This window comes from Streptomyces sp. TAA486, from assembly GCF_000426165.1.
Genome location: NZ_AUEV01000009.1, coordinates 294,812 through 310,768, shown reverse-complemented (window position 1 = coordinate 310,768; position 15,957 = coordinate 294,812). Strand labels below are relative to the sequence as shown.

The 15,957-nt window shown below is 69.9% G+C and carries 11 protein-coding genes; 9 read left to right on the top strand and 2 right to left on the bottom strand.

Annotated elements, in window-relative coordinates; all coding sequences use genetic code 11:
• Positions 1 to 9 precede the first annotated feature (9 nt).
• Both I004_RS0115865 and I004_RS0115860 read left to right on the top strand, forming a co-directional pair.
• Positions 10 to 1,005, top strand: coding sequence for an FAD binding domain-containing protein (locus tag I004_RS0115865; protein WP_028436307.1), 996 nt, complete (start codon positions 10 to 12; stop codon positions 1,003 to 1,005).
• Positions 1,002 to 3,230, top strand: coding sequence for a xanthine dehydrogenase family protein molybdopterin-binding subunit (locus tag I004_RS0115860; RefSeq protein WP_028436306.1), 2,229 nt, complete (start codon positions 1,002 to 1,004; stop codon positions 3,228 to 3,230). Before I004_RS0115865 ends, I004_RS0115860 begins: the two co-directional genes overlap by 4 nt.
• Here the strand turns inward: I004_RS0115860 and I004_RS34195 are convergent.
• Entirely contained in the window at positions 3,220 to 3,705 is a 486-nt protein-coding gene (locus I004_RS34195; RefSeq protein ID WP_486580014.1) for a hypothetical protein, read from the bottom strand. The genes I004_RS0115860 and I004_RS34195 overlap by 11 nt on opposite strands.
• Positions 3,689 to 4,228, bottom strand: a complete 540-nt coding sequence (locus I004_RS0115850) for a hypothetical protein (protein WP_028436305.1) — start codon at positions 4,226 to 4,228, stop codon at positions 3,689 to 3,691. Before I004_RS0115850 ends, I004_RS34195 begins: the two co-directional genes overlap by 17 nt.
• Positions 4,229 to 4,438: 210 nt before the next feature.
• On the opposite strand from I004_RS0115850, the gene efeO reads away from it, so the two are divergent.
• The 7 genes from efeO to I004_RS0115815 all read left to right on the top strand — a co-directional run bounded on the left by efeO (position 4,439) and on the right by I004_RS0115815 (position 15,877).
• Positions 4,439 to 5,578 (top strand): iron uptake system protein EfeO, encoded by a 1,140-nt coding sequence (efeO, locus tag I004_RS0115845; RefSeq protein ID WP_051345065.1) that lies wholly within the window; start codon positions 4,439 to 4,441, stop codon positions 5,576 to 5,578.
• A 10-nt stretch (positions 5,579 to 5,588) separates the two neighbouring features.
• Positions 5,589 to 6,962 (top strand): iron uptake transporter deferrochelatase/peroxidase subunit, encoded by a 1,374-nt coding sequence (gene efeB / locus I004_RS34190; RefSeq protein ID WP_078511259.1) that lies wholly within the window; start codon positions 5,589 to 5,591, stop codon positions 6,960 to 6,962.
• A 24-nt stretch (positions 6,963 to 6,986) separates the two neighbouring features.
• Positions 6,987 to 7,859 (top strand): iron uptake transporter permease EfeU, encoded by an 873-nt coding sequence (efeU, locus tag I004_RS34185; protein WP_037976339.1) that lies wholly within the window; start codon positions 6,987 to 6,989, stop codon positions 7,857 to 7,859.
• A 508-nt stretch (positions 7,860 to 8,367) separates the two neighbouring features.
• Complete coding sequence (locus I004_RS38210) at positions 8,368 to 9,009, top strand: response regulator transcription factor (RefSeq protein WP_486580013.1); 642 nt, start codon at positions 8,368 to 8,370, stop codon at positions 9,007 to 9,009.
• 295 nt (positions 9,010 to 9,304) lie between these two features.
• Positions 9,305 to 12,646 carry a GH92 family glycosyl hydrolase gene (locus I004_RS0115825; protein ID WP_037976461.1) on the top strand — a complete coding sequence of 1,114 codons (3,342 nt, stop codon included), beginning with the start codon at positions 9,305 to 9,307 and terminating at the stop codon, positions 12,644 to 12,646.
• Positions 12,647 to 12,770: 124 nt separating this feature from the next.
• Positions 12,771 to 13,535 (top strand): beta-phosphoglucomutase family hydrolase, encoded by a 765-nt coding sequence (locus I004_RS34175; RefSeq protein WP_106965361.1) that lies wholly within the window; start codon positions 12,771 to 12,773, stop codon positions 13,533 to 13,535.
• A complete protein-coding gene (locus I004_RS0115815; protein WP_028436302.1) occupies positions 13,532 to 15,877 on the top strand; it encodes a glycosyl hydrolase family 65 domain-containing protein in 2,346 nt (781 codons plus the stop codon). The genes I004_RS34175 and I004_RS0115815 overlap by 4 nt, the downstream gene beginning before the upstream one ends.
• The last annotated feature ends 80 nt before the right edge of the window (positions 15,878 to 15,957 follow it).

Below are 15,957 nucleotides of genomic sequence, written 5' to 3'. Positions count from 1 at the left end.
GTACGTCCCGTGCGGCTCATCACCTACTCCCGCGCCGCCGACGCCGCCGGCGCGATCACGGCCGTCAGCACCGACCCCACGAGCGAGTTCCTCGCCGGCGGCACCACCGAGGTCGACCTCCTCCGGCAGAACGTGCTCACACCCCGCAGGCTCGTCGACATCAACGACCTGCCGCTCACCGGCATCGAGGAGGCACCCGACGGCGGGCTGCGCATCGGCGCCCTCGCCCGCATGAGCGAGGTGGCCGCCTCCCCCCTCGTACGGGAGAGGTATCCGGTCATCGCCGAGGCGCTGGAGGCGGGAGCCTCGCCGCAGCTGCGCAACATGGCCTCCATGGGCGGCAACCTGCTGCAGCGGGTGCGCTGCCCCTACTACCGCGACGCCGTCTCGGCCTGCAACAGGCGGGAGCCCGGCACCGGATGCTCCGCCATCGAGGGCTTCAGCCGCGGTCATGCCGTGCTCGGCACGAGCGACCAGTGCATCGCCACTCACCCGTCCGACGTCGCTGTGGCACTCGCCGCCCTCGACGCGCGCGTGCACACCCGGGGCACCAGCGGCGAACAGGCCTACGGCGTCGACGACTTCTTCCTGACGCCGGGACACACCCCGCACCGCGAACACCCCCTGGAGCACGGCGAGCTGATCACCGCGATCGAGGTGCCGTCCGCGCCGATCGGCCGCCGCTCGGTGTATCTGAAGGTCCGCGACCGCGAGAGCTACGAGTTCGCGCTGGTCTCCGCCGCCTGCGCGCTGTCCCTGGTGGACGGCACGATCGCGGACGTACGCCTGGCACTGGGCGGCGTGGCGACCAAGCCCTGGCGCGCCCACCGCGCCGAAGGCGTCCTGCTGGGGGCGCCCGCCGGCAGGGACAGCTTCGCCGAGGCGGCACGCATGGAGCTGGCCGACGCCCGGACCACCGCCCACAACGCCTTCAAGACCGAGCTGGCGCAGCGCGTGATCGTACGCGTCCTGGAAACCCTCACGGCGAACGGGAGAACCTCATGACCACGGCGATCGGAGCGCCGCTCGAACGGGTCGACGGCCGCCAGAAGGTCACCGGCTCCGCGCGCTACTCGACCGAGATCCCGGCCACCCGCATGGCCCACGCCTGCCTCGTCGGAGCACGCATCGCCAGCGGCCGCGTCAGGTCGGTCGACTCCTCGGACGCCCGGGAGGAGCCCGGTGTCCTCGCGGTGCTCACCCACGAGAACCTGCCGCGGATCGCCAGCCAGCCTCCGCTCGTCCCCTCCCTCTTCGGCGGCCCGGCACCCGGCGAGACGTTCTTCCCGATGCAGGACGACGTCGTGCACTACGGGGGCCAGCCCGTCGCCCTCGTCGTCGCCGACACCCACGAACGCGCCCAGCACGCGGCGTCGCTGCTGCGCGTCGAGTACGAGGCGTCCGAGCCGCTCACCACCATCGACCGGGGCCGGGACCAGGCGTACGAGGCCGAGAAGATCTTCGGGGGCTTCCTTCCCGGCCGCAGCGCGCGGGGCGACATCGAGGAGGGGATCGAGAAGGCGGACATCGTGGTGGAGGCGACGTTCGACTACGCCGCCAACAGCCACAATCCGCTGGAGGCTTCGGGCACCACGGCGATCTGGGACGGCGACGAGCTGCTCCTGTACGACGGCACCCAGGGCGTCAACGCCACCCAGCTCACGGTGGCCGCCCTCCTCGGGATCCCGCTCTCGAAGATCCGCGTTCTCAGCCAGTTCGTCGGCGGCAGCTTCGGCTCGAAGGCCATGGTCTGGCACCACCCCGCACTCGCAGCGCTGGCGGCACGAGAGGTGGGCCGTCCCGTGAAGCTGGCTCTCACGCGCGAGCAGATGTTCACCGCCTGCGGCCACCGCGAGGAGCAGGAGCAGCGCATCACCCTCGGGGCGACGAACGACGGCCGGCTGACCGCGCTGCGCCATCACAAGCTCTCCCCCACCTCGCACTTCGACGACTGGGCCGAGCCGTCCCTCAACTCGGCGGCACAGATGTACGCCTGTCCCAACTACGAGGGCGTCTACCGGCTCATCCGCGCCAACACCATGACCCCCACCTTCATGCGCGGCCCCGGCGACTCCACCGGCATGTTCGCCCTCGAGTGCGCCATGGACGAACTCGCCGCGAGTGCCGGCATCGACCCGATCGAGCTGAGGCTGCGCAACTTCGCCGACGCGGACCCGGTCTCGGGGAACCCCTGGTCGAGCAACGGTCTGAAGGAGTGTTACGAGCGCGGGGCCGCGAGCTTCGGCTGGCACGACCGCGACCCGGCGCCGGGTTCGCGGCGTGAGGGCAACTGGCTGATCGGCACGGGCGTGGCAGCGGCGGGCTATCCGGCTCCGCCGCCCGGTACCCCGCAGCGTGCCAGGGCGCGCATCTACGCCGACGGCAGCGTCGTGGTGCAGGGCGCGACCCCCGAGTTCGGGACCGGGGTGGCGACCGTGATGGCGCAGGTCGCCGCAGACGTCCTCGGAGTCCCCGTGGAGCGCTGCCGGTTCGAGAAGGGCGACACCGACTTCCCCGGCATGGCCTCCGCTGTCGGTTCGGCGGGCGCCGGGATGATCAGCGCCGCGGTCCACGCCGCCGCGACGGCTCTGCGCGAGCAGCTCATCGGCGAGGCCGTCGCCGACAGCGGTTCACCGCTGCACGGCGCGGACCCGGCAAGCGTCGTCGTGCGGGACGGGACCATGAGCGCGGGCACGTCCTCCGAGCAGTACGCGGACCTGCTGCGGCGCACCCTCCGACCCGACGCCGAGGCTCCGGGCACGTGGAACCCGCCGGGCATGGACACCCCGTACGCCATGCTCACCTTCGGCGCGCAGTTCGCGGAGGTGGCCGTCGATCCCGAGCTGGGCCTGGTACGGGTGAGGCGCATGACCGGTGCCTTCGCGCCGGGCCGTGTGCTCAACGCGCGTACGGTGCACAGCCAGCTCATGGGCGGGATGCTCTGGGGCCTGGGGCAGGCGCTCCTGGAGTTCAACCGCATGGATCCCGGCACGGGCCGCTGGGTCTGCAACAGCCTGGGCGAGTACCTGGTTCCGGTGAACGCCGACGCGCCCGACGTCACGGTCGAACTCGTCGAGGTCGAGGACCGGATCGTCAATCCGCTCGGCGTTAAGGGCGTCGGCGAGATCGGGCAGGTCGGAGCGAACGCCGCCATCGCCAACGCCATTCACCACGCCACGGGCCGCCGCATCCGGAAGATGCCGATCATGATCGAGGACATCATCCGGTGAATCCGCCGGACTCCATGGACCGGTCCCGGGCACCGGGACGCCGTCGGCGCTTCGTGGTGAGCATGAGCACCGCGGTGGCGAGTACGGCCACCGCCTGGGAGACGAGCGCGACCGACTTGTTCCCGCTCCACGACGGGTCGTACATGTCGGGGAACGGGCCGAACTCTCCCACGTCGACGTACTGGTAGATCAGCAGCAGGGCAAGCCCGCCGGCGGCCACGACGAAGGCGAAGAAGTCCGCCGGCAGCCGCCGCCACACGAGTACCAGCAGCGCCGCCAGCGCTCCGAGTGCGGCCTCGAGACGGAAGAGGTCGCCCTGGCTGACGGACGCGGCGACGCCGTCGAACGTGGGCGCGAGGTGCGCGTGCACATATGCGTTCACGGCGAGACCGGCCGCGGCCAGCACTCTGGCGAGGGCCCGCAGGAAACGGTGCGAGGCGCGCGCGGGGCGCCTGTGGTCAGTAGCCGCCGCCACCACCGCCGTTCTTGGCCTTCTTCTTGATGGCCTTTCCGTCGGTGCCGAGCACGTACCACTTGGCCCCGAACTGATCGAGCCCCTGGCCGTTGGCCTGCCCCGCCTTCTGGTCGCCCTGGTAGTAGTACAGCGGGCGGCCCTCGTAGGTGACCTGCGTCTTGCCGTCGCCGCGCTTGGACGTGCCGAGGAGGTCCTTCTTCACGCCGCCCTCCCCCGCGACCGGCCGGCTCTTGACGATCATCGGCGGCCACGCCTGCGCGCAGGCGCCCGAGCACGTCGACTTTGGGCTCTTGTCCTTCTCGAACAGGTAGAGGGTCTTGTGCTGACCACCGGTCAGGTACTTCCCGAGGCCGCCGTCCGAACGGGCGTCCACCGTCTTGGCGTTCGTGGAGCTCTCTCCGTGCTCGCTCGGCGACTCGGAGGCTCCCGAACCGCCGTCACCGCCGTTACCGCAGGCGCTGCCCAGGAGGAGCAGCGACGCGGCGGAGGCGACGGTCGCCGCCCTTCTGACGCCGCTTCTCATCGGGCCTCCTCTGCACGGGCTCTCCTCCTCACTAGAGCCCAGGTGCCTCCGGCCCGCCATTCCGCGGGGTCCGTTCCACGTACGACCCCGCCCCGCACCCTCGCGCCGCCCCTGCTATCTTCCCGACTTAGGTAAGCCTTGCTTAACTGGTGCCCTGCAGCGCACGGTGACCATCCGCCCGCCCGATCCGTCAGTCCACCGGGAGTCCACATGTCCGCCTCCGCCCGAAGCCGAACTCTCATAGCCGGAGCGGCCGTTCCGCTGCTGGCCGCCGCAGCTCTGACCGGCTGCGCGGAGAAGTCGAAGGCCGGCGGGGACGGCGGGGTGCGGGTCACCGCGGACGACTCGGCATGCAAGGTCTCCGACGACGAGTTCCCCGCCGGGCACCTGAAGCTCCACGTGGAGAACAAGGGCTCCAAGGTCACCGAGGTCTACGTCTACGCCCCCGGCGACCGCATCGTCACCGAGCGGGAGAACATCGGCCCCGGCACCAAGGCCGAGATCACCACCGAGGTCAAGGCGGGCAAGTACGAGATCGCCTGCAAGCCCGGCATGAAGGGTGACGGCATCCGCCAGAAGGTCACCGCCAGCGGCAAGGGAGCGGCTGCCGAGCGTGATCCGAAGCTGGACGCCGCCGTCGCCTCGTACCGCACCTACGTGCAGAAGCAGGCCGACGAAACGATTCCGGCCGCGCAGAAGTTCGCCGACGCCGTCGAGGACGGGGACGTCGAGGCGGCCAAGAAGGAGTACGCGGTCTCCCGTGTGGGCTGGGAGCGCACCGAGCCCGTCGCGGAGTCGTTCGGCGACATCGACCCGAAGGTCGACGTGCGCGAGGACGGCCTGGAGGAGGGCCAGAAGTGGACGGGCTGGCACAAGCTCGAGAGGTCGCTCTGGGAGAAGAAGAAGATCTCGGGGCACGACAAGAAGCTCGCCGGCCGCCTGATGAAGGACCTGAAGGAGTGGCGGGACCGCGTCGGCAAGTCCGAGATCACCCCCACCAGCATGGCCAACGGCGCCAAGGAGCTCCTCGACGAGGTGGCCACCGGCAAGGTCACCGGTGAGGAAGAGCGCTACAGCCACACGGACCTGGTCGACTTCGAGGCCAACGTCGACGGCGCCGAGAAGGCGTACGAACTGCTCAAGCCGGTGACCGCCAAGAAGGACCCGCAGCTGGCCAAGGACCTGGACAAGCAGTTCGCCGCCATCGGGAAGCTGCTGGACGAGCACCGCGACGGCGACGGGTTCGTCTCGTACGACAAGGTCGGCAAGAGCGAGCGCAAGAAGCTCTCGGACGGCGTGAACGCACTCGCCGAACCGCTCTCGCGGCTCGCCGCCGCCGTCGCGTCGTGAGGGGAAGACAGTGACAGCGGAAGCAGAACACTCCGAGGACGGGAAGCCCGCACCGGACTCCGGGAACAACAAGGCCGCACCGGACTCCGGGGAACGGCCCGGCGATGCGGCGGGCTCCGGCGGCGAGGAGCCGCGCAAGGCCCACCCCGGGCGCCGCGCGCTCCTCGGCTGGGGCGGCGCGGGCCTGGCCCTCGGTGCGGCCACGGCGGGAGGCACGACGGCGGCGCTGGAGTACGGGAGCGACGCCGAGTCCGTCGCCGCGGACTCCGCCGGTGCCGTGCCCTTCCACGGCGAGCACCAGGCCGGCATCGCCACGCCCGTGCAGGACCGGCTCCACTTCGCCGCCTTCGACGTCCTCACGGACGACCGTGCCGCGCTGATGGACCTGCTTCAGAAGTGGACGCGTGCGGCGGCCCGCATGACGGCGGGCGACACCGTGGGCACAGGCGCCGTCGGCGGCCCGTCCGAGGCGCCGCCCGACGACACCGGCGAGGCCCTGGGGCTCAAGCCGTCCCGGCTCACGCTCACCTTCGGCATCGGCCCGTCCCTCTTCGAGAACGACAAGGGCGAGGACCGCTTCGGCATCAAGAAGCGGCGGCCGGCCGCCCTGCCCGACCTGCCTCACTTCCCCGGCGACGCCCTGGACGAGAAGCGCAGCGACGGCGACCTGTGCGTGCAGGCGTGTGCGGACGACCCTCAGGTCGCGGTGCACGCGATCCGCAATCTGGCGCGCATCGGCTTCGGCAAGGTGTCGGTGCGCTGGTCGCAGCTCGGCTTCGGCAAGACCTCCTCGACGACGCCCTCCGCCCAGACGCCGCGCAACCTCTTCGGCTTCAAGGACGGCACCCGCAACATCTCCGGCGACGACGCCGCGGCGCTGAAGCGTCATGTGTGGGCGGGGAAGAAGGACGGCACCGCGTGGATGGCGGGCGGCTCCTATCTCGTGGCGCGCCGCATCCGCATGAACATCGAGATCTGGGACCGTACTCCGCTGGCCGAGCAGGAGATGATCATCGGCCGCAGCAAGGGCGAGGGTGCTCCGGCGGGCCGCCGGCGCGAACGCGACCCGGTGAAGCTGTCGGCGATGGCCCCCGTCTCGCACGTGAGGCTGGCGCACCCGGAGACCAACGACGGCATCCGCATCCTGCGCCGCGGCTACAACTTCACCGACGGCACGGACGGGCTGGGCCGTCTGGAGGCGGGACTGTTCTTCCTCGCCTACCAGCGCGATGTGCGCGAGGGCTTCGTTCCGCTGCAGCGGCACCTCGCCCGCGACGACACGGAACTCAACGAGTACATCCAGCACGTGGGTTCAGCCGTGTTCGCGGTGCCGCCCGGTGTCCGCGACTCCGGCGACTGGTGGGCCCGGCAGCTCTTCTCCTGACCTCGTACCCGGAAGGAACCCGGCGTGTTCGGCAACTACTTGATCGGCCTGCGCGAGGGGCTGGAGGCCAGCCTCGTCGTGTGCATCCTCGTCGCGTACCTCGTGAAGACGGACAACCGTGCCAAGCTGGCGCCCGTCTGGGCCGGCGTGGGAATCGCCGTCGGAGTGAGCCTGGCCTTCGGTGCGGGGCTTCAATTCGGCACGCAGGAGCTGACGTTCACCGCTCAGGAGGCGATCGGCGGCTCGCTGTCCATCGCCGCGGTGGCCCTGGTGACGTGGATGGTCTTCTGGATGCGGCGAACCGCCCGCCATCTGAAGGCTGAACTCGAGGGCCGGCTCGACGCGGCTCTCGCCATGGGCAGGGGCGCGCTGGTGGTGACGGCGTTCCTCGCCGTCGGCCGCGAGGGCATCGAGACGTCCCTGTTCGTGTGGAGGTCGGTGGACGCCGCCGACGACGGCGTACGGCCCCTGGTGGGTGCGCTGTTGGGCATCCTCACCGCGATCGTCATGGGCTGGCTGTTCTACCGGGGAGCCCTGAGGATCAACCTGGCCCGGTTCTTCACGTGGACGGGCGGGCTGCTCATCATCGTGGCCGCGGGCGTCCTCGCCTACGGGGTGCACGACCTTCAGGAGGCGCGGTTCCTCGGCGGCCTGGAGAACAAGGCTTTCGACGTCAGCTCCGCGGTTCCCGTGGACAGTTGGTACGGCATCCTGCTGAAGGGCACCGTCAACTTCCAGCCTGATCCAACCGTCGTCCAGGCGTGTGTGTGGGTGCTCTACACGGTGCCCGTGCTTTTCCTGTTCCTGCGCAGGCAGAAGCCGTCGCAGGAGCAGGGATCCCCGAGCTCCGAGGGGAAATCCACGGCCGGATCCGGCCATGAAGCCGCGGCGCGCTGACAGTTCGCTGCCGCACCGGCCCGCGCCCGCCATCGCACCGGGACTCGAACCATCGCCCGAACCGGTGCCGCGGGCATGCCGCGTGCCCGCACGACGGACGCGCCCCTCGCCCGGACCGACGCCTGCTCCGGCGCCTCACCGAGCCCCCAGGCGCCCACGAGGGCCGCGCCGGGGCCTTACCGACCTGCCCCGGGACCCGCCCTGCCCGAATCGGATTGAGGGCGCTGCCGAGGGGAATGAGGGTCTGCGGCCCTTCCCGTTTCTTCGATCTTCACAATGCGGGCTTCATCGGCTTTCACAGGTTTCAGTGGTATTGACAAGTGAAACCTCAAACGCGCCTCAAAATGTCTTTTCCAAATCGGTCATACATGCAGAAGCACGCCCCACTCGGGCAGTTGATGGACTCAGAGGCCATTGACCACGGCGGTTGACGCATGGAACTCTACGGCCGTTGGGGCATGACCTTTGAAGCCGAAGCGGGGGCTTTGTCGAAATGCAGACTCGTATTGTGATCGGCGACGAGAGACGTCTTTACTCGGAAGCCATCGCGACGACACTCAATCTTGTCCAGGATTTCGAAGTCGTGGCGACAGTGAACAACCGCGAGGAAATAGTTCCCGCCGTTCTGCGGAAACTTCCCACAGTGACTGTGCTGGGCTCCAACACGACGGCACGCAACGGACGTTGCCTGACGGATGAATTGCGGGCGGCCGTCCCGCGGTGCCGGATCGCCGTCATCGGCAGCACGCCGGGCTCCCCCGCCAAGAGGCAGGAGGCGGCGGCGCCGGGATTACTGAGCGTCGTACCGGACGACGCGGCCCTGCCGCATCTGGTGAATGCCATACGGGGACTCGTGGCGAGCAATACCGGCACCCCTGCCAATCCTGGTGGCGGACCGCCCCAGCATGCCGGTGGCCCGATCGATACGGCTCTTATCCGCCAACCTGCGTGCGGCGGCAGATCACTCAGCACCAGAGAAAAAGAGGTACTACGGCTCACCGCGGGCGGAGCCCCGGTGAGGGAAATTGCCGCGGAACTGTTCCTCTCTCCCGGCACCGTGCGGAATGTGACCTCCAGCGCGATCAAGAAGCTGGGCGGCAGGAACCGCTTCGACGCCGCGTGCATCGCGAGCAAGCGCGGCTGGCTCTGAACTTCCGGACGGCCCGGCCGTGCAGCCTTCCGGCCGGGCCGTCCGGATTCCATCCATGACCGGCCGGCCAGGCACCAACCGTGACCAAGCGCACCCTTGACATCACCGTGCGCACGGACATTACTGGTTCCCTGTGTCACCAGCGGACAACGATGTCAACATTCCGGGGAGCGGTCACGTGCGTCAGGTTCAGGCACGCAGCGGACGAGGCGGCCCCGGCAGACGGACGAGATCCCGGAGACCCGGCGGGCCCGGCAGAGCCTGCGCCGCCCTGGTGGTGACGGCGCTGCTGGTGATGACGGGGCAGGGCGCCGCCTCGGCGAGTCCGCCCGGGCAGCCCCACGCACCGGGCGGCCCCGGGGGCTCGTTCAGCTCCTCCTTCGAAGCGGACGACCCCGCGCCCGACTGGAAGGACAGCGTCGAGACCACGCCCGACGGGGAGAAGAAGACCCGTGGGGTCCACCGCGACTCCGCTCCCGGCACGCCCGGCATGAGCAGCCACACCGGCACCGGCCCTGAAAAGAGCCCCACCTCGAAGAACGGCGCGGGCTTCAGCGGCGGACACTCCCTGCGCTACGCGGGCGAGCACACGGCGAGCGGCCAGGGCTACTCCTACAACCGCGTCTTCGACGTCGACGTCCGTGTCGGGGCCCGCACTTCGCTCTCCTACAAGATCTTCCCGGAGCTGCCGAAGACCGACCTCGACTACCCCGCGACGCACGCCTCCCTCGACCTCGCCTTCACCGACGGCACCTATCTGAGCGATCTGGGCGCGAGGGACCAGCACGGCACCGCGCTGACGCCACAGGGCCAGGCGTCCGCGAAGACGATGTACGCGAACCAGTGGAACAACAGGGAGTCGCGGATCGGCGCCGTCGCGGCGGGCAAGACCGTCGACCGGATCCTGGTCGCCTACGACTCCCCCAAGGGCGCGAGTTCGTTCCGCGGCTGGGTGGACGACGTCTCGATCGCGACGAAGGCACCGGAGAAGCGCCTCGCGCACCTCTCCGACTATGCCGAGACCACTCGGGGGACCCTCTCCAGCGGCGACTTCTCCCGGGGCAACACCTTCCCCGCAACGGCGCTCCCCGGCGGCTTCAACTTCTGGACCCCGGTGACCAATGCGGGCTCCACGGACTGGCTCTACGAGTACGCGCGCAAGAACAACGACGACAACCTGCCCACCCTGCAGGCCTTCAGCGCCAGTCACGAACCCAGCCCCTGGATGGGCGACCGGCAGACCTTCCAGGTGATGCCGTCGGCCGCGTCCGGCAAGCCCGACGCGTCCCGCAAGGCCCGCGCGTTGCCCTTCCATCACGCCAACGAGACGGCCAGGCCGCACTATTACGGCGTCACCTCCGACAGCGGGCTGCGCACGCAGATCACCCCGACCGACCACGCCGCGATGATGCGCTTCACCTTCCCCGGCGACGACGCGAACCTCATCTTCGACAACGTCGACAACCGCGGCGGTCTCACCCTCGATGAGGACAAGGGCACCGTCACCGGCTTCTCCGACGTCAAGAGCAAGCTGTCGGTCGGCGCGGGCCGCATGTTCGTCTACGCACGCTTCGACTCGTCGGTCACGGGCGGCGGCCGGCTGGAGGGCGGTGGCGGCAAGGACGTCACCGGCTATCTGCGCTTCAAGGCGGGCTCGGACCGTACGGTGACGATGCGCATCGCCACGTCCCTCATCAGCGTGGACCAGGCGAAGGCCAACCTGGAACGCGAGATCCCGGCGGACGCGTCCTTCGGCGAGGTGCGGCGGCGCGCGCAGGGTAAGTGGGACGACCTGCTCGGCCGCATCGAGGTCGAGGGTGCGAGCCGCGACCGGCTCACGACGCTCTACTCCAGCCTGTACCGCCTGTACCTGTACCCCAACTCGGGCGCGGAGCAGGTCGGTTCGCGCAAGCGCTACGCCAGCCCGTTCGCGGAGCCCACGGGTGAGGACACCCCCACGCACACGGGCTCGAAGATCGTCGACGGGGACGTGTACGTCAACAACGGCTTCTGGGACACCTATCGGACGACCTGGCCCGCCTACTCCTTCCTCACGCCTAAGCTGGCGGGGCGGATGGCCGACGGCTTCGTCCAGCAGTACAAGGACGGCGGTTGGATATCGCGCTGGTCGTCCCCGGGTTACGCGGACCTGATGACCGGCACCAGTTCGGACGTGGCCTTCGCCGACGCCTACGGCAAGGGCGTGAAGTTCGACGCGGAGGCCGCGTACGACGCGGCGGTCAAGAACGCCACGGTCGCGCCGCCGCGTTCCGGAGTGGGACGCAAGGGCATGGCCACCTCGCCCTTCCTCGGCTACACCAGCACCGCGACGGGCGAGGGGATGTCCTGGGCGCTGGAGGGATACCTCAACGACTTCGGCATCGCCCGCATGGGCAAGGCCCTGTACCGCAAGACCCACAAGGCCCGATACAAGGCCGAGTCGGAGTACTTCCTCGGCCGCGCCCGCAACTACGTCAAGCACTTCGACGACCGGATCGGCTTCTTCCAGGGCAAGGACGGCGACGGCAACTGGCGCCTGCCGCCAGGGGAGTTCGACCCACGCGTGTGGGGACACGACTACACCGAGACCAACGCGTGGAGCTTTGCCTTCACCGCGCCCCAGGACACCCGGGGCCTGGCGAACCTGTACGGCGGACGAGCGGGCCTGGCGAAGAAGCTCGACAAGTACTTCTCCACCCCCGAGACCGCGTCGAAGGAGTTCGCCGGCTCCTACGGCGACGTCATCCATGAGATGACCGAGGCCCGCGACGTGCGCATGGGCATGTACGGGCACAGCAACCAGCCCTCGCACCACATCGCCTACACCTACGACGCGGCCGGTCAGCCCTGGAAGACCCAGGAGAAGGTCCGCGACGTGCTCTCCCGCCTCTACCTGGGCAGCGAGATCGGGCAGGGCTATCCCGGGGACGAGGACAACGGCGAGATGTCGGCGTGGTACGTCTTCAGCGCGCTCGGCTTCTACCCGCTGGTGATGGGATCCCCCGAATACGCCGTCGGCTCCCCGCTGTTCACCAAGGCGACCGTTCATCTCGAGGGCGGCCGCAAGCTGGTGGTGAAGGCGCCCCGCAACAGCGAGCGCAACATCTACGTGCAGGGGCTGCGCGTCAACGGCAAGGCGTGGCACTCCACTTCGCTGCCCCACAAGCTGCTGGCCCGCGGCGGCACCCTCGAGTTCGACATGGGTCCGAAGCCGTCCCGGTGGGGCACCGGCGAGAAGAACGCGCCGTCCTCCATCACCAAGGACGACAAGGTGCCCTCGCCGCCCGGCGACGTGACCGTGCCGGTGAAGAGCCGGCCGCTGCTGGACGACACCTCCGCCACCAGGGCCGTCTTCTCCGAGGCCGCGATGGAGGTGAAACCGGACTCCCGGGACAAGCCGGTGAAGTCCTACACGCTGACCTCGGCGGACAGCGCGGACGCCCCGAAGGGGTGGGTGCTGGAGGGCTCCGAGGACGGCGAGAAGTGGAAGGCGGTGGACCGCCGGCGCGGCGAATCGTTCACCTGGGACAGGCAGACCCGCGTCTTCGACGTCGCACGTCCCGGCGCGTACCGGCACTACAGGCTCGTGCCCGCCGGGGGCTCCACGGCGCTGTCGGAGATCGAGCTGCTCGGCTGAGCCGGGCCGACCCCGCCCCGTCAGCCGGGCCCCAGCAGGGGCATGCATGGGGCGCGGCAGCACGCGTACACGCCCGGGCGGGCGTAAGAGGCATGCCGGGCCCACGACGGGGGACCCGATGCCGGTGATGCCCCTCGGTCTGCCACAGTCCGTACGCGCCTGCCTCTTCGATCTGGACGGCGTGCTCACCAGGACGGCCGTGGTGCACGCGGCCGCCTGGAAAGAAGTGTTCGACGACTTCCTGCGCGGCCGGGAGGGGAAGGATTTCCGTCCCTTCAGCTCCGGCGACTACGACAAGTACGTCGACGGACGGCCGCGCACCGACGGCGTGCGCGGCTTCCTCGCCTCCCGCGGCATCGAGCTGCCCGAGGGTCGCCCCGACGATCCCCCCGGCCGGGAGAGCGTGCATGGTCTGGGAAACCGCAAGAACGACCTGCTGCTGGAGAAGATCCACAAGGAGGGCGTCCAGGCCTACCCCGGCTCCGTCCGCTACGTGAAGGCCGTGCGGGACGCCGGCCTTCACACCGCCGTCGTCTCCTCCAGCAAGAACTGCCGCGACGTCCTCGTCGCCGTCGGCATCGAGGGGCTGTTCGAGGTACGGATCGACGGGAACGTCGCCGATGAGCGCGGCCTGCCCGGCAAGCCCGCACCTGACACCTTCCTCGCCGCGGCCCGCGACCTCGGCGTGGAAGCCGGCGGATGTGCCGTCTTCGAGGACGCCCTGGCCGGTATGGAGGCCGGACGCGACGGACGCTTCGGTTACGTCGTCGGCGTCGACCGCGTCGGCCAGGCCGAGGAGTTGCGCCGGCACGGCGCTGACGTCGTCGTGACGGACCTCGCCGACCTCGCCGGCCTTCCGGACCACGACGGGCAGGAGGACTCCGCGTGATCACCCAGCGTGCGTACGCCTGTGAGCCCTGGACTCTGCGCGAGACCGGGCTGAACCTGGACGTGCTGCCGCAGAGCGAATCCGTCTTCGCGCTCTCCAACGGCCACGTCGGCTGGCGCGGCAACCTCGACGAGGGCGAACCGCATGGTCTGCCCGGCGCCTATCTCAACGGCGTCCACGAGCTGCGCCCGCTCCCGTACGCCGAGGCGGGCTACGGCTACCCGGAGTCGGGCCAGACCGTCATCAACGTCACCAACGGCAAGATCGTCCGTCTGCTCGTCGACGACGAACCCTTCGATGTGCGCTACGGGCGGCTGCGCTCCCACGAGCGCGTGCTGGACCTGCGCAGCGGGCTGCTCCACCGCACCTGCGAGTGGACCTCGCCGGCCGGCAGCACCGTGCGGGTGCGCTCCACGCGACTGGTCTCCTTCACGCAGCGCGCCATCGCCGCCGTCGCGTTCGAGGTGGAACCGCTGGACGGTGAGGTCCGCGTGGTGATCCAGTCGGAACTCGTCGCCAACGAACAGCTCCCCCACCTTCCCGGCGATCCGCGTGCCGCGGCCGCACTCGAATCGCCGCTGGAGCCGGAGGAGCACCTTGCCTCCGGGAACCGGCTGCGTCTGGTGCACAGCACCCGCCGCAGCGGGCTACGCGTCGCCGCCGCCGCCGACCACGTCGTGAACGGCCCCGAATCCACGCGTACTTCGAGTGAGAGCGGCCCCAACGTCAGCCGCCTCACGGTCACTTCGCTGCTTCAGCCGGGCATCCCCCTGCGGCTGGAGAAGATGGTCTCGTACGGCTGGTCGAGCGTGCGGTCCCTGCCCGCGGTGCGCGACCAGGTCGACGCCGCCCTCGCCGGGGCACGCAGCACCGGCTGGGACGGGCTGGTCGACCAGCAGGCCTCCTACCTCGACGACTTCTGGGCGCGCTCCGACGTCGAGGTCGACGGCGACGCGGAGATCCAGCAGGCCGTGCGCTTCGGCCTCTTCCACGTTCTGCAGGCCGGTGCGCGCGCCGAACAGCGCGCCATTCCCGCCAAGGGCCTCACCGGCTCCGGCTACGACGGCCATTCCTTCTGGGACACCGAGACCTTCGTACTGGCACTGCTGACCTACACCTCGCCGCAGTCCGTGGCCGAAGCGCTGCGCTGGCGCTACGACACGCTGCCCGCCGCACGGGCACGTGCGCAGCAACTCGGCCTGCGCGGCGCCGCGTTCCCCTGGCGGACGATCGACGGTTCGGAGTGCTCGGCGTACTGGCCTGCCGGCACCGCCGCCTTCCACGTGAACGCCGACATCGCCGACGCGGTGGTGCGGTACGTGGCCGCGACGGGCGACGACGAGTTCGAGCGCGACACAGGAGTGCCGATCCTCGTGGAGACGGCCCGGCTGTGGCACTCGCTCGGCCACCACGACCACCAGGGCGGCTTCCACTTCGACGGGGTCACAGGCCCGGACGAGTACAGCGCCGTCGCGGACGACAACATCTACACGAACCTCATGGCACGGGCGAACCTGCGGGAGGCCGCGAACGCCGTCGACCGCCACCCCGACCAGGCCCGCGCGTTCAAGGTCGATCTCGAGGAGACCGCCGCCTGGAGGGACGCGGCCGACGCCATCGTCCTCCCGTACAACGAAGACCTAGGCGTGCACGAGCAGTCGGCCGACTTCACCGGGCACCAGATCTGGGACTTCGCGAACACGCGGCCCGACGAGTACCCGCTGATGCTGCACTTCCCCTACTTCGACCTGTACCGGAAGCAGGTCGTCAAGCAGGCCGACCTGGTGCTGGCCATGTGCCGCCACGGGGAGGAGTTCGACGACGAGCAGAAGGCCCGCAACTTCGATTACTACGAGCAGCTGACCGTGCGGGACTCCTCGCTCTCCGCGTGCTGGCAGGCCGTCATGGCGGCCGAGGTCGGCCATCTGCGCCTGGCCTACGACTACTTGGGCGAGGCCGCCCTGATGGACCTGTTCGACCTGGAGAACAACACACGCGACGGCCTGCACATCGCGTCCCTCGCCGGCACCTGGACGGCGCTGGTCGCGGGCTTCGGGGGCATGCGGCACGCCTCCGGCACCCTGGAGTTCGCGCCGAAGCTCCCGGAACGGCTGTCCCGTCTCGCCTTCACCGTCCAGATGCTGGGGCGGCGGCTGCGGGTCGAGATGAGCGACTCCACGGCCACGTACACGCTCGTGGAGGGTACGCCGATGGAGATCTGCCACTACGGCGAACGCTTCACGGTGCAGAGCGGGCGGCCTTGCACGCGGAAGGTTGCGCGAGCGCCGCAGCGCCCCGAACCGAAGCAGCCGCCGGGACGGCGCCCCGCCAGCCGCCACTGAGCGATTCCGTCCGGCCGGTCTCCGCCCGCGCACCGATGTTGCCGGGCCTCGCAGGTCAGGGCCGTGAGCTGCGCGGCGTT

Excerpts from the sequence above, each read along its gene's own strand:
- I004_RS0115860 (WP_028436306.1), top strand. The coding sequence starts at position 1,002 with ATGACCACGGCGATCGGAGCGCCGCTCGAACGGGTCGACGGCCGCCAG.
- I004_RS0115850 (WP_028436305.1), bottom strand. The coding sequence starts at position 4,228 with ATGAGAAGCGGCGTCAGAAGGGCGGCGACCGTCGCCTCCGCCGCGTCG.
- efeO (WP_051345065.1), top strand. The coding sequence starts at position 4,439 with ATGTCCGCCTCCGCCCGAAGCCGAACTCTCATAGCCGGAGCGGCCGTT.
- I004_RS0115825 (WP_037976461.1), top strand. The coding sequence starts at position 9,305 with ATGACGGGGCAGGGCGCCGCCTCGGCGAGTCCGCCCGGGCAGCCCCAC.